Genomic DNA, 14,288 nt, shown 5'->3' with positions numbered 1-14,288 from the left:
AACCGGCAGGTGCTTTTATGCATTGAGGAACATCATAGCCCCAACCGGGTGGCTACTTGTTCCGCCATCTTGTGAAGATCGGCCAGCGTGCAATTATCACCATTGTGAACCACGATATCGGCCGATGCGCGCCGAATGTTGCGGGGAGATTGGGCAGCCAAAATCGCCTCGACAGTGCTCCGGTTCAGACCACTTCGGCTCATCACACGCTGAATCTGCAAAGCGGGCGGGCAATCGATCACGATCACCGCATCCAGCCGCTGCACCCAACGGCCAGACTCCACCAGCAACGGGACGTCAAACACAATGACCCGCGTTCCCGCATCTTCTGCCGCCTGTGCTTGCTGGCTGCTGTGCAAGGACACCAGCGGGTGAACGATGGCTTCCAACGCTGTGCGTGCATCAGGTGCCGAGTACGCCAACTCTCGCATCCGCCCTCGGTCAAGCGCCCCCGTATCGTCCACGAACTCAGGTCCAAAGCGCTGAACAATCGCGGCGATGGCTGCGCCCCCGGGCCCGGTGACTTGTCTGGCGATTTGATCGGAATCCACGAGGGCTGCGCCGCGCTTCTGGAGCAACGCTCCAAAAGTGGACTTGCCGCTGCCGATGCCCCCAGTAAGGCCAATTCTTGAGGCGCGCCCGCGCATTTACAGCCCAAACGTCCGCAACACCGTATCCAGCATCACCTTGGGGCTCGCGATCATTGCGGTCAGCCCAGCACTTACCAGGAACGGTCCGAAAGGAATGTAGCCCCCCTCGCGCAAGCTGCTGAAAACTTTGAGCCCAATACCGACAATCGCCCCAATCACGGAGGACATCAGGATGATCGGGACCAAGGCCTCCCAGCCAAACCAGGCGCCCAAAGCGGCAAACAGTTTGAAGTCGCCGTACCCCATCCCCTCCTTGCCCGTGGCCAACTTGAAGCCCCAATAGACAAGCCACAAGGACAGGTAGCCAGCCGCAGCCCCCATCACGGAAGAGAACAACGGCACCTGAATCCACTGCAACGCGGCAGCCAGCAGACCCGCCCACAAGAGTGGCAAGGTCAAATCATCAGGCAGCAACGTGGTGTCCCAATCAATGAAAGCAAGCGCAATCAAAACCGCTGAAAAACCACACCAAGCCAATCCTGTGGGGGTGGGACCCCAGCGATGCACGCAAAAAAAGAAAAGTGCCCCGGTCAAAAGTTCCACCAGCGGATACCGCGCACTGATCCGCGTCGCGCAACCTGAACACTTACCGCGCAGAAACAGGTAACTGACGACAGGGATGTTTTCGTACCAAGCAACCTGGTGCCCGCATGCCGGACACGCTGACCGAGGAACCATGAGATTGAAGGACGCTTCCGCGGGGGGCGGCTCTTCTGTTCTTGATGGGCTGTTCTCTTTTTCTGCCTGATAAGCGGTAATTTCCGCCGCCCATTGACGTTCCATCATCTTGGGCAATCGGTAAATTACGACATTCAAAAAACTACCTATGAGCAATCCTAGAAAACCCGCCAACCCAGCGGCAGGCAACACAGCGATATCCATTAAACCACCTGACCCAATTTGAAAATGGGGAGGTACATGGAGACTACGATTCCGCCAATCAAAGAGCCGAGAAAAACAATAATGATGGGTTCCATCAGACTGGAGAGGCCTGCAACCATCTCGTCAACTTCCGCTTCGTAAAAATCAGCAGCCTTCCCCAGCATGTGATCAATGGATCCGGACTCTTCACCGATAGCACACATTTGAATGACCATCGACGGAAATATCTTCGCGTTGTCCATAGCTACGGTGAGGCTGGTGCCTGTAGATACTTCCTGCTGAATTTTTTCTGTCGCTGTTGCATAGACAGAGTTGCCTGATGCGCCTCCTACCGAATCTAGTGCTTCAACCAGTGGAACGCCTGCTGCAAACATGGTTGCCAATGTACGTGTCCATCGTGCAACACAAGATTTATCGATCAGTGCCCCAAAAATGGGCATTTTTAATAAAAATCGATCCATGAATTTCTGCATCTTTTCATTTCTTTTCCATGCTTGAAAGAAAAAATAAAATCCGCCGCCAATTATTGAAAAAATGAGCCACCACCATTTCACGAAAACTTCGCTGATTCCCATCACGAAAAGTGTTGGTGCGGGTAGGTCGGCTCCAAAAGAGGTAAATACCTCTTTGAATGCTGGAATAACAAATATCATGATCACTGTTACGACTACAAAAGCAACAATGATGACGGAGGCTGGGTACATTAGAGCCGATTTGATTTTCGACTTGATCGCCTCTGTTTTCTCCATATAAGTGGCTAGGCGATCAAGTAATGCTTCTAAAATACCTGCTGCCTCTCCTGCCTCTACTAGATTGCAGTAGAGACTATCAAAATACATGGGGTGCTTGCGAAACGCTGCGTTCAAAGATGTTCCCGTTTCAACATCCGAGCGAATGTCATTAAGAAGCTTTGTAACGCTTGCGTTTGTATTGCCTCGGCCAACGATGTCAAAAGACTGAAGCAATGGAACTCCAGCTTTCATCATTGTTGCCAGTTGTCGAGTAAAAAGCGCTATGTCTTTAGGCTTGATCTTTTTCCCCGAGCGGGTGCGTCGCTTCTTTATTTTTGTAGGGAAAACTCCTTGACGGCGAAGTGTCGCTTGGACTTGATTTTCGCCTACAGCCCGGATTTCTCCGCGCACCACTTTACCTGCACGATCTTTTCCCTCCCATTCAAAGACAAATTCCTTGATGTCTCTCGATGCTGCCGTGGCCATAGATTTTTCCCTGTGTGTCTGAATTTTATTATTCGTTAGTCACGGCAAGCACTTCTTCGAGGGAAGTGAGCCCAAGCCGAGCTTTGTGTAAACCGGACTCTCTCAAGGAGCGTACTCCTTCGTTCCGCGCTTGTTCTGCTATTTCGAGTGCGCTGCCATCACGCAGAATAATGCGCTGAATTTCCTCTGAAATTGGCATGACTTGGTAGATCCCCACGCGCCCTTTGTAGCCGTTGTTGCATGCGGGGCATCCGACAGCTCTGTAGGTTACCCAGGATCCGTCTAAATCTTCTTCGCGGTATCCCGCTTCCACGAGTGTCTCGTGAGGAACATCTGCTGGGGCTTTACAGGCTGGACATAGGCGTCTTGCCAAACGCTGAGCAGTGATAAGAATCACACTGGATGCAATATTGAACGGGGCGATGCCCATATTCCGCATGCGTGTCAGTGTAGTTGGGGCATCATTGGTGTGGAGTGTGGATAGCACCAAGTGACCCGTTTGTGCCGCTTTGATGGAAATATCAGCTGTCTCCAAATCTCGAATTTCCCCCACCATGATGATGTCGGGATCTTGGCGTAAAAATGATTTCAGTGCGACGGCAAACGTAAGTCCAGCCTTTTCGTTGACATTAACTTGGTTAACACCGGGTAGATTGATTTCAGAAGGATCTTCCGCGGTAGCAATATTTACACTTGGCTTGTTTAATAGATTCAGGCAGGTATACAAAGATACGGTTTTACCTGAGCCTGTAGGTCCCGTGACAAGAATCATGCCATATGGTCGACCAATCGCGTGTAATAGTCGCTCTTTCTCTTCGGGTTCATACCCCAAAGCATCAATGCCAAGCTTTGCACTGCTGGGGTCAAGAATACGAATTACAATTTTTTCGCCAAACAAAGTAGGCAGCGTACTCACCCGAAAGTCAATAACCCGATCTGGGCCTACCTTGAGCTTCATTCGTCCATCTTGAGGGACTCGCTTTTCTGAAATATCCATTCTGGATATGACCTTGATGCGTGAAGCTAGCTTATCTTTAATTGCGATAGGAGGGGATGAAATTTCTTTCAGCTCACCGTCAATACGAAAACGCACTCGGTATTGATGCTCGTAAGGTTCAAAATGCAAATCAGATGCCCGCATATTAAAAGCATCCAAAAGCATCTTATGAAGAAACTTAACAACGGGGGCATCTTCAACCTCGTTGGCTCCTGAATCTATAACCTCGGGAGTTTCTTCGGCAACTGATTCATCAAATTCAAAATCGCCACTGGTCAGGCTTTCCATGGACTCGGAGGCGGACTTGGTTGTGGCCTCCACTAGGCGATTCAGTTTGTCATATTCTGCGATAATCCAATCCACGCCCATCTGGGTGGTGAACTTGATTTTTTCTGCCGCCTCTTGGTCTGTTGGGTCCGCCGTCGCAACAATCAAGCGGTTGCTACGTTTGCTTAGTACTACGACTTTGTAGGCTTGGCAAATCTTGGCATCCAATAAATCTTTCGGTAATCGCAGAGGGTCAATGGCTTCCAAATCCAGTAGTGGAGCTCCAAAAACTGCAGATACCGTATGTGCCAAGTCGGCTGCCGACACCACCCCCGACCCCGTCAGTTCGGCAATAAAGCTTGTTCGGCTAATTTGTGACTTTTGGTAAATTTCCTCCGCTGCTTTCTGCGTAAGCTTGCCCGCAGACATTAAGGCCCTTCCCAGGCCGGGAAGAGCGATTGCAGAAGCGTCTTTGGGGGCAATATCAGCGGTAGCCATTTAGCCGTTGGTACGTTATGGGACAGCAGGGCATCCTATCATCGCCCATCCCCTCCGCGCTGTACAGCCCGTAAGGAGGCTGGCACGGTTGCAACGTTGGTTTAATCACTTTTCGATTGACCCGATGTCTCGTGTTCTGCGAGTGACAGTTCGGTATATTCTGCGCATGCAAATTCAAGTGCTACGCCAGTAATTCAAACGTCTGACGGGTTGTTTCGATGTTGACAATTTCGACTTGGTACTGCAATCCATGCGCAGTTGAGGTTGTGTCTAAGGATCTGGCGGGGATCTTCCCCAACTCTTCATCAATCTGGTGCCGTGTCCCAAATTTTGCCAAGGAATCTTGCTGAAATATCTCTGTCAGATTGCAAAGATGGTTGTTCGCGCACCATGTTCCGCCTTGAACTCAGCCCGTTTGTTGAATGCTCCGAATTGACGGAGATGCTTGCTTCGGTGTGTGGATGCTTGCCTGCCGTGGCATCTGGCTTTGAGCGATTGCTGGTTTATTGCGCTCAATCTGCAGCTGCATTTGTACAATTTGCGCGGACGGGTTCCATCTGTGATGCGTCAAGTTCTCATCGATTACGCAAGGCACGGCCTCGCGGCAATTCGTTTCAAGTCTTTAAACTCGCACAACCGTGGAAGTCAGCCTCAGTCTAAAGTTTCTTTGACGTGTTGGCTTATGCGTGTGTGACTAGACTTGCGTAGCGCTAAGTTCGCCTGTCTGTCAGCTGATTGGCGAGCACTCGCATTGCGGCAGCAAATTCGGTCGCCGGAAGTAGCCTAATGGCGTCTATCGCGCGGTTTGCTTCTTGGGTTGCAGCAGACCTTGCAATCTCAAGCGCGCCTGTTTGCTGGACGATTTCGATGATTTTTGCCAGTTCCTCTGTGGAGCCCTGTTCAATCGCGCTGCGAATCACGGCCGCTTGCTGAGGGGTGCCGCGCTCCATGGCGGCGATCAGAGGCAAGGTGGCTTTCCCCTCTCGCAGATCATCGCCCAAATTCTTGCCCATTTCGACTGCATTCCCAGCGTAATCGAGAACATCGTCAATGATCTGGAATGCGGTGCCCAGTGCTTGTCCATAGGTGGCGCATGCTTCCTCGATGGCGGGTGGTGAGCTTGCCAGTACGGCTCCCAGTCGCGCGCTGGCTTCAAAAAGCTTTGCGGTTTTGGAGCGAATCACTTTGAGGTAATCCGCTTCGCTCAAGGAGGCGTCGTGCATGTTCATCAATTGCAGGACTTCGCCCTCGGCGATGATGTTGGTGGCCTCTGAAAGGATTTCCATCACCCTCATGCTGCCTGTCTCAACCATCATTTGGAAGGAACGGGAGTGGAGAAAATCTCCAACCAGAACACTGGCTGGGTTGCCAAACGTTTCGTTGGCTGTGGCTCTGCCTCTGCGCAGCGTGGATGCGTCGACCACGTCATCATGCAGCAGGGTTGCCGTGTGGATGAGCTCAACCACAGCTGCCAAGGTGTGGCGATGTGAGCCTTGGTAGTTCAATGCTCCGCACACCATGAGCAAAAGGGCTGGGCGCAGTCGTTTGCCGCCTGCTGCAATGATGTATTGGGCGACCTGGCCTACCAGCGGGACTGTGGATGTCAGGCGTTGCCCGATGACGATATCAACTTCACGCATGTCCTCTGCGATTAGCGAGAGGGGCGAGGAGGCTGTGGAGGAGAGGTGATCAGTCAAGATAGCGGCTACCAAAGTTCCCCGGATTATAGGAATGAAGCGTTGGTCAGGAGTGCCTCCTCGGCGTTGAGCTAGCCTTTTTTGGGGTGCTGTGGCATAATCTGCGGCTCTGCAAAAATTGGTTTGCGGAACTCAATTCAAGAGGTTCACATGTACGCGGTCATAAAAACCGGCGGCAAGCAGTATCGCGTTGCTTCCGGCGAAAAAATTAAAGTAGAACAGATTGCTGCGGACGTAGGCCAGGAAATTGTGATCGATCAAGTGTTGGCAGTCGGTAACGGCGCTGAACTCAAGATCGGTACGCCCCTGGTGTCCGGCGCAACCGTGAAAGCCACCGTCGTGGCACACGGCAAGCACGACAAAGTGCACATCTTCAAGATGCGCCGTCGCAAGCACTATCAGAAACGCCAAGGCCATCGCCAGCAGTTCACTGAGCTGCAAATCGGTGCGATTGCTGCCTAATAAGGAGTCGATGTCATGGCACAGAAAAAAGGCGGCGGCTCTACGCGAAACGGTCGTGATTCCAAGCCAAAGATGCTGGGTGTCAAGGCCTTCGGCGGTGAATTGATCAGCGCTGGTTCCATCATCGTGCGTCAGCGCGGTACACGCTTCCACCCCGGCAACAACGTCGGCGTGGGCAAGGACCACACCCTGTTTGCTTTGGTTGACGGCCACGTGTCGTTCGGCACCAAGGGCGCACTGTCCAAGCACACTGTCAATGTGACTCCAGCCTGAGGTTTGCCTCTGGTTGAATCCAAAGCCCCGCATTGCCGGGGCTTTGTCGTTTATGTTCTGCGGTTGCTGGTTCTGGCAATATGTGGATTTTTCGGCCAGAGCAGGCCGTTAGTGGTCTGAAGTGCTGAGCATTTCTGACTCCGGGTGAGCGCAGGTGGGGTTCGTTGGTGGAGTGAAGTTCTAGTCACTCCAGATGCCGATGAGAAATCACCGTCTGCCTTTCGCGCCTCTTTTGTAAATTGGATACCCCATGAAGTTCGTCGACGAAGCCTATATTGACATTGCCGCAGGTGATGGCGGCAATGGCTGCGTGTCTTTTCGCCACGAAAAATACAAGGAATTCGGTGGGCCCAATGGTGGGGATGGCGGGCGTGGGGGGCATGTGTTTGCCGTGGCAGACCCGAATCTGAACACTTTGGTGGATTTTCGATACTCCCGTCGTCACGAAGCCAAGCGCGGTGAGCATGGAATGGGCTCCGACATGTTTGGTGCCGCTGGTGAAGACATCACGCTGAAAATGCCGGTGGGGACCATCATTTCTGATGCCGAGACGGGCGAGGTGCTGTATGAACTGCTCACCCCCGGAGAGGTCATCACCATCGCCAAAGGAGGCGATGGTGGCTTCGGAAACTTGCGCTTCAAGAGCGCTATCAACCGTGCCCCGCGTCAAAAAACGCCAGGCTGGCCGGGTGAACGCAAGAACCTCAAGCTGGAACTCAAGGTGCTGGCTGACGTCGGCCTGCTGGGCATGCCCAATGCGGGCAAGTCGACGTTCATCACGGCGGTGTCCAATGCTCGCCCCAAGATTGCTGACTACCCCTTCACCACACTGCACCCCAATTTGGGCGTCGTGCGGGTGGGGCCGGAGCAGAGCTTTGTGGTGGCGGATATCCCTGGCTTGATTGAAGGCGCCTCCGAAGGCGCGGGTCTGGGTCACCAGTTTCTGCGCCATTTGCAGAGAACGCGCCTGTTACTGCACATCGTGGATATGGCCCCGTTTGACGACGCCATTGATCCTGTGGCGCAGGCCAAGGCCATTGTGGGCGAGCTCAAAAAATACGACACCCAACTGTATGAAAAGCCCCGCTGGCTGGTGTTGAACAAGCTCGACATGGTGCCCGTAGAGGAGCGCGAAGCGCGGGTCAAGGATTTCGTGAAGCGCTTCAAATGGAAGGGGCCGGTGTTTGAAATTTCAGCGCTGACCCGTGAGGGCTGCGAGGCACTGATCCATGCCATCTACCGTCATGTACAAAGCGAGCAGAGGGTGGAAAACGCCCCTGTGGAAGTGGATCCACGCTTTGTCGGTGACACGCCTCTTTAATTGCTATAAAAATAGTAGCTGCTGGCGCTTGCTGCATAAGCGTCTACTCATAAAAAGACCCTTAACATGGTTTCTAGCGTATTGCGAGATGCCCGCCGCATCGTGGTCAAGGTGGGTTCCAGTCTGGTGACAAACGAAGGGCGTGGCCTGGACGAGGCCGCCATTGGTGAATGGAGCCGCCAGTTGGCGGCGTTGGTGCGAGGGGATGGAGGCGTGCCGCGCGAAGTGGTCATGGTCTCCAGTGGGGCTATTGCTGAGGGTATGAAGCGGTTGGGGTGGGCGACCCGCCCGCAAGAGATTCACGAACTGCAAGCGGCTGCTGCGGTGGGCCAAATGGGGTTGGCCCAGATGTATGAAACCAAGTTGCGGGAGCAAGGTATGGGCAGCGCCCAGGTGCTCCTCACCCATGCCGACTTGGCTGATCGTGAGCGCTATTTGAATGCGCGTTCCACCCTGTTGACGCTGCTGCGTTTGGGGGTGGTGCCTGTGATCAATGAGAACGACACGGTCGTGACCGACGAAATCAAGTTTGGCGACAACGACACCCTGGGTGCCTTGGTTGCCAATCTGGTCGAGGCGGATGCTCTAGTGATCCTGACCGACCAGAAGGGCTTGTACACCGCAGACCCGCGTCGTGATCCGGCTGCGCAGTTCGTGCACGAGGCCAATGCGGGCGATCCTGCGCTGGAAGCCATGGCAGGTGGGGCTGGGTCCAGTATCGGCAAGGGCGGCATGATTACCAAGATCCTGGCTGCCAAGCGTGCAGCCGGTTCCGGTGCATCCACTGTGATTGCGTGGGGGCGAGAGCCGGATGTGCTGGTGCGATTGGTGGATGGCCAGGCACTGGGCACCTTGCTGATCGCGCAAACGCAGAAAAAGCAGGCGCGCAAGCAATGGATGGCCGATCACCTGCAGTTGCGTGGTGCTGTGACTGTTGATGCCGGTGCTGCCGCCAAACTGAGGGAAGAGGGCAAAAGCCTGCTGCCGATCGGAATGACTGCGGTCGAAGGAGATTTCTCGCGGGGTGACGTCATTGCAGTGCGTGACGAAGCCGGAGCGGAGATTGCCCGTGGGTTGGCCAACTATGCTGCCGCAGAGGCGCGCTTGTTATGTCGCAAGCCTTCGTCTGAGTTTGAAAAGCTGCTCGGCTACACGGCTGAAACCGAGATGGTTCACAGGGACAACTTGGTGTTGTCGGTTCCTTAAAAGCAGCCAACGAAGCTCCGGGGAACCGTTGTCTCGCCTGATGGTTTCTGCTCTGGTTGCTCCCGAGCGCCTGTCGAGTTCGGCCTCGCTGAGTTATTAACCGATCCAAATCATTCGCATGAAAAAAGCCGATGCCGGAGTTTGCTCTGGCATCGGCTTTTTGATGATTGCGTTCCGGTGGGTTGCCGCTTCGCTAAGTGCTTCCTGCTTCTGGCTTGGTGGCTGAGTGAGCTGCCTCCACCGCCAGGCTGTTTTGTGGGTCTGGATCGAAGCTCGCCCCAGGGGGGAGTTCCATCGCGGGGTGGAGCAGCATGGATCCGGTGCGCAGCGCGGGCGCTGCATGTGCGTTGCCATGTGCGTGTTCCCCATCGCGAGCACGCATTCCGCTGCGCAAATACCGGTTGCGCTGGTCTTGCCGCGGCAAGTACCTGGCCAGCTCCGTCAACGCCATTTCATAGACGCCACGCTTGAACTCAACAACCACGTCGAGAGGCACCCAGTAGTCGTTCCAACGCCAGGCGTCGAACTCCGGGTGGTTGGTGGCGCGCAGGTTCAAGTCCCAGTCGTGACCGACCAGTTGCAGCAGATACCAGATTTGTTTCTGGCCTTTGTAGTGACCGCGTGCATCGCGGCGGATATACCGGTCAGGCACCTCATAGCGCAACCAATCCCTTGTGCGGGCGACCAAGCGGACGTGGTTGGGCAATAATCCTACCTCTTCGTGCAATTCCCGGAACATGGCCTGTTCGGGGGTCTCGCCCCGGTCAATGCCGCCCTGCGGAAATTGCCAACTGTGGGTGCGGATCCGCTTGCCCCAGAACACTTGGTTCTTTTGGTTGAGCAGGATGATGCCGACGTTCGGCCGAAAGCCGTCCCGGTCAAGCATAATCGAACCCCAAATTTTTAAACTGCGTCCATTATGCACGGTGCCATGCGCCCGGCAAGAGGACCAGTCTGAATAGACTGAATTCGCCCCGATGAAAGCCTCTCAATTCTTTATCTCCACCCTCAAGGAAGCTCCGGCAGACGCCGAAGTGGTCAGTCACAAACTCATGATGCGTGCGGGGCTGATCAAGAAGCTGGGCGCGGGCATCTATAACTACATGCCCATGGGGTTGCGGGTCATCCGCAAGGTGGAAGCTATCGTGCGCGAGGAAATGAACCGGGCCGGGGCTGTGGAGTGCACCATGCCGGTGGTTCAGCCTGCCGAGCTGTGGCAGGAAACCGGGCGCTTTGAAAAGATGGGGCCTGAGTTGCTGCGCATCAGCGACCGCCACGGCCGCGACTTCGTGGTGCAACCCACCAGCGAAGAAGTGGTGACAGACATTGCACGGCAAGAACTGCGCAGCTACAAACAGCTGCCCAAGAACTTCTACCAGATCCAGACCAAGTTCCGCGACGAGCGCCGCCCACGCTTTGGCTTGATGCGTGGTCGCGAGTTCATCATGAAGGATGCTTACTCGTTTGACCGCGACCAGACAGCAGCCAAAGCCAGCTACCAGGTCATGGCACAGGCCTACCGCCGGATTTTTGACCGGTTCGGCCTGACCTATCGCGCAGTGGCCGCAGACAGCGGTGCCATCGGTGGTGACTTGAGCGAAGAGTTTCAGGTGATTGCCGCCACGGGGGAAGACGCCATCGTCTACTGCCCTGGCAGCGACTACGCCGCCAACATGGAAAAAGCCGAAGCCCTGGCGCCCCAGGGCCCACGTCCCTCCCCCAGCCAGGCGATGGCCAAGACAGCCACCCCCGGCAAGAGCACCTGCGCCGATGTGGCGGAGCTGCTGGGTCTGCCCCTGAGCCGCACCGTCAAATCCCTGGTGCTGGCCACCGACACCACCAATGAGCACGGCGAAATTGTGAAGACGCAGGTCTGGTTGCTGTTGCTGCGTGGCGACCATGACATGAATGAGATCAAGGTCAACAAAGTCGCCGGGCTGGAAAACTTCCGTTTCGCGACCGTGGCGGAGATTGAAGACCACTTTGGTTGCAAGCCAGGGTACCTGGGGCCGATCGGGTTGCAGAAGCCCGTGAAGATCGTGGTCGACCGCGAGGTCGCGGTGATGGCCGACTGGGTGTGCGGTGCCAACGAAGCGGACTTCCACATCACCGGCGTGAACTGGGGCCGTGATTTGCCTGAGCCGGACGCAGTGGCAGACCTGCGCAATGTGGTGGCAGGTGATCCATCGCCCGATGGCAAGGGCGTTCTGGCGATTGAGCGCGGCATCGAAGTGGGCCATGTGTTCTATCTGGGCACCAAGTACAGCCGCGCGATGAACGCGACCTTCCTGGACGAGAACGGCAAACCGCAACCGTTCGAGATGGGCTGCTATGGCATCGGTATCACCCGCCTGCCCGCCGCTGCCATTGAGCAAAATCACGACGAGCGCGGCATCATCTGGCCCGACGCCATCGCTCCGTTTACTGTGGTGATCTGCCCCATCGGCATGGACCGCAGCGAAGAAGTGAAACAGGCGGCCGAGAAGCTCTACGCAGAAATGCTGGCGCAGGGCGTGGATGTTTTGCTGGACGACCGCGGCGAGCGCCCCGGTGCCATGTTTGCCGACTGGGAGTTGATCGGTGTACCCCACCGTGTCACGATTGGCGACAAGAGCCTCAAGGAAGGTGTGGTCGAGTACCAGCACCGCCGCGATGCTGCTGCGACCAAGGTGGCGGTGAGCGATGTTGCGGCCCATGTGAAAGGCCGCATGGCGGTATGACGCAGGAGGTGGACAGCGTGCGAGGGGATAGCGGTTTGGAGCGCGGCGTGTGGGGTATTTCGCGCCGTGCGTGCTTGATTGCGGCCGCAGCGCCTGCCGGTTGGCTGGCGGCGCCTGGACAAGCCCATGCGGGCGGCCAACTGGAAGAACCGCTGATGGACTCGGTGCGTACTGCCCTGAGTTCTGCGATCGCCAACCAGGCACCACCCGAGCCCGTGTTTTTCTCTACCGAGTCTCGCCTGAGCTACCTGCGCTGGCTGGGCACGATGAGCGACCGGCTGCGCAACCGCAAGCCCGATTGGGAAGTGCGCCGCGACTTTTTGCAGACGGTCTGGTACGAGTCCAAGCGCGCAGGGCTGGATGTGTCCCTCGTGATGGGGCTGATCCAGGTCGAAAGTGCGTTCCGCAAGTTTGCGGTGTCCAGCGTGGGTGCGCGGGGCTACATGCAGGTCATGCCCTTCTGGACTCGTGTGATTGGCGATGGGGACCCGGGAAAGCTCTTCCACATGCAGACCAATTTGCGCTTTGGCTGCGTGATCCTGCGCCACTACATCGACCGCGAACAGGGTGACCTGTTCATGGCCCTGGGTCGCTACAACGGCAGCCGGGGCAAGCCGCCGTACCCCAACGCGGTGTTTGCCGCCCAGCGCAACTGGGCGTTTGAAGCCAAAACGAATCTGGGCTGAGGTGCACCGAGGCTGAGGGGGGCATGGGGCATAAACCCCGCTGCTCCCTCAGTAATGCCCATCCATCTTGCTAGCCCACGCCTTATGACGCGGCCGGGCTGTCTGCGGAAGGCAGCCGTGACACCATGACCTGGTCGATGCGGTAGCTGTCCACGTCCAGCACCTCGAACTTGAATCCGCTCCAACTCACGCTGTCCGTCCGGCGGGGCACGCGGCGCAGCATCACCATCAGGAAGCCCGCCAGCGTCTCGTATTCGCCCGCGTGCGGCAGCTCGTCCAGGTCCAGCACACGCACCACGTCGCTGACGGGGGTGACGCCGTCGATCAGCCACGAGTTCTCGTCGCGCTGTACGATCTGCTCTTCATCCGAAGGGCCGCCCACCAGGTCCCCCATCACCGTGCTCATCACGTCGTTCAGCGTGACCACGCCCACCACCAGGCTGTACTCATTGACGATGACGGCGAAGTCCTCATGCACCTGCCGGAACTGCTCCAGCACTTCCGACAGCGTGAGTTTGTCCGGCACGATGAGCACCTTGCGCACCAGGCTGTCGTCGGCCAGCGAGATGGGCTGGTTGTTCAGCACGCGCTGGAACAGGTCTTTTGCGTCCACGTAGCCCACTACGTGGTCGATGTCGCCCTCGCACACGGGGTAGGTCGAAAAAGGCTCGGCGGCAATACGCAGCCGGATGACGGAGTCGGGTTCGTCCCGCAGAAAGAACGCTACCCGGTCGCGGGGTGACATGGCGCTGGAGACAGTGCGGGTGTCCAGCTCAAACACATTGGTGATCACCTGCTGCTCGCGCGCGGCCAGCACGCCCGCGCGGGCGCCGGCTTCCATCATGGCGAGGATGTCGTCTGACGTAATGCGATCGTCGCGCAGCGACGACAGGCCTAGCAGCCGAAACAAAGCATCGGCCCCCCGGCTGTAGAACCACACCAGAGGGCGCAGCAGCGCCATGAACCAGGCCATGGGCCGCGCCAGGCGCACGGCCAGCCGTTCAGGTTCGGCCATGCCCAGGCGTTTGGGGAACAGGTCAGCAAAAAGAATGAACAGCGATGTGATGATCAGGAACGACGCAATGAACCCGGCGGTGTTTGCAGACGCGTCGCTCATCCAGACGCTGAAGAAACTGCTGAAGTGGGGGCTCAGTGCACCTTCGCCCACGATACCGCCCAGGATGGCGACGGCGTTTTGCCCGACTTGCACCACGGTGAAGTAGTCACCGGGCTGCTCCTGAATGCGCAACACCAGGTCAGCGCGTGGGTCTCCTTCGTCGGCCATCTGGCGCAGGCGCAAGCGCCTGGCTGCGGCCAGCGAGATTTCTGCTATGGAGAAAAAGGCACTCGCTGCAATCAGCAGCGCAATCACTAAAAGGCTTTGGGTCATGGAGGGTGACAGAGCGTGGCGC

13 protein-coding genes are annotated in these 14,288 nt (G+C 56.5%); 6 read left to right on the top strand and 7 right to left on the bottom strand.

Annotated features, from left to right (window positions below):
• Positions 1-32 precede the first annotated feature (32 nt).
• The 5 genes from coaE to BDD18_RS06035 all read right to left on the bottom strand — a co-directional run bounded on the left by coaE (position 33) and on the right by BDD18_RS06035 (position 6,151).
• Positions 33-647 carry a dephospho-CoA kinase gene (gene coaE / locus BDD18_RS06055; RefSeq protein WP_142081919.1) on the bottom strand — a complete coding sequence of 205 codons (615 nt, stop codon included), beginning with the start codon at positions 645-647 and terminating at the stop codon, positions 33-35.
• Positions 648-1,532 (bottom strand): prepilin peptidase, encoded by an 885-nt coding sequence (locus BDD18_RS06050; RefSeq protein WP_142081917.1) that lies wholly within the window; start codon positions 1,530-1,532, stop codon positions 648-650.
• Positions 1,532-2,749 (bottom strand): type II secretion system F family protein, encoded by a 1,218-nt coding sequence (locus BDD18_RS06045; protein ID WP_066783615.1) that lies wholly within the window; start codon positions 2,747-2,749, stop codon positions 1,532-1,534. The genes BDD18_RS06050 and BDD18_RS06045 overlap by 1 nt, the downstream gene beginning before the upstream one ends.
• 28 nt (positions 2,750-2,777) lie before the next feature.
• Complete coding sequence (gene pilB, locus BDD18_RS06040) at positions 2,778-4,511, bottom strand: type IV-A pilus assembly ATPase PilB (protein WP_082758983.1); 1,734 nt, start codon at positions 4,509-4,511, stop codon at positions 2,778-2,780.
• A gap of 710 nt (positions 4,512-5,221) precedes the next feature.
• Positions 5,222-6,151 carry a polyprenyl synthetase family protein gene (locus tag BDD18_RS06035; RefSeq protein WP_066783642.1) on the bottom strand — a complete coding sequence of 310 codons (930 nt, stop codon included), beginning with the start codon at positions 6,149-6,151 and terminating at the stop codon, positions 5,222-5,224.
• A gap of 207 nt (positions 6,152-6,358) precedes the next feature.
• On the opposite strand from BDD18_RS06035, the gene rplU reads away from it, so the two are divergent.
• The 4 genes from rplU (at position 6,359) to proB (ending at position 9,470) form a co-directional block, all read left to right on the top strand.
• The gene (rplU, locus tag BDD18_RS06030; protein ID WP_010462012.1) at positions 6,359-6,670 is read left to right on the top strand and encodes a 50S ribosomal protein L21; all 312 of its coding nucleotides are present in this window, start codon (positions 6,359-6,361) and stop codon (positions 6,668-6,670) included.
• A gap of 15 nt (positions 6,671-6,685) precedes the next feature.
• On the top strand, positions 6,686-6,943 hold the full coding sequence (gene rpmA / locus BDD18_RS06025; protein ID WP_044400157.1) for a 50S ribosomal protein L27: 258 nt from the start codon (positions 6,686-6,688) through the stop codon (positions 6,941-6,943).
• A gap of 250 nt (positions 6,944-7,193) precedes the next feature.
• The gene (cgtA, locus tag BDD18_RS06020) at positions 7,194-8,264 is read left to right on the top strand and encodes an Obg family GTPase CgtA (RefSeq protein WP_142081915.1); all 1,071 of its coding nucleotides are present in this window, start codon (positions 7,194-7,196) and stop codon (positions 8,262-8,264) included.
• Between the two features lie 66 nt (positions 8,265-8,330).
• Complete coding sequence (gene proB / locus BDD18_RS06015; RefSeq protein WP_142081913.1) at positions 8,331-9,470, top strand: glutamate 5-kinase; 1,140 nt, start codon at positions 8,331-8,333, stop codon at positions 9,468-9,470.
• Between the two features lie 193 nt (positions 9,471-9,663).
• Here proB and BDD18_RS06010 read toward each other — a convergent pair whose 3' ends face one another.
• Positions 9,664-10,356 carry an RNA pyrophosphohydrolase gene (locus tag BDD18_RS06010; RefSeq protein WP_044400148.1) on the bottom strand — a complete coding sequence of 231 codons (693 nt, stop codon included), beginning with the start codon at positions 10,354-10,356 and terminating at the stop codon, positions 9,664-9,666.
• 91 nt (positions 10,357-10,447) lie between these two features.
• Between BDD18_RS06010 and BDD18_RS06005 the strand changes: the two genes are divergently transcribed.
• Together BDD18_RS06005 and BDD18_RS06000 are read left to right on the top strand one after the other, a co-directional pair.
• Positions 10,448-12,190 (top strand): proline--tRNA ligase, encoded by a 1,743-nt coding sequence (locus BDD18_RS06005; RefSeq protein ID WP_142081911.1) that lies wholly within the window; start codon positions 10,448-10,450, stop codon positions 12,188-12,190.
• Between the two features lie 17 nt (positions 12,191-12,207).
• Complete coding sequence (locus BDD18_RS06000; protein ID WP_244938995.1) at positions 12,208-12,876, top strand: lytic transglycosylase domain-containing protein; 669 nt, start codon at positions 12,208-12,210, stop codon at positions 12,874-12,876.
• 82 nt (positions 12,877-12,958) lie between these two features.
• On the opposite strand, the gene paeA is transcribed toward BDD18_RS06000, so the two are convergent.
• On the bottom strand, positions 12,959-14,266 hold the full coding sequence (paeA, locus tag BDD18_RS05995; RefSeq protein WP_142081907.1) for a polyamine export protein PaeA: 1,308 nt from the start codon (positions 14,264-14,266) through the stop codon (positions 12,959-12,961).
• Positions 14,267-14,288: the final 22 nt, after the last annotated feature.

The sequence above is a fragment of the Acidovorax temperans genome, from assembly GCF_006716905.1.
Taxonomy (GTDB): Bacteria; Pseudomonadota; Gammaproteobacteria; order Burkholderiales; family Burkholderiaceae_C; genus Acidovorax; species Acidovorax temperans.
Note: the sequence above shows the minus strand (reverse complement) of the source record. Positions and strands in the feature narration are given on the sequence as shown.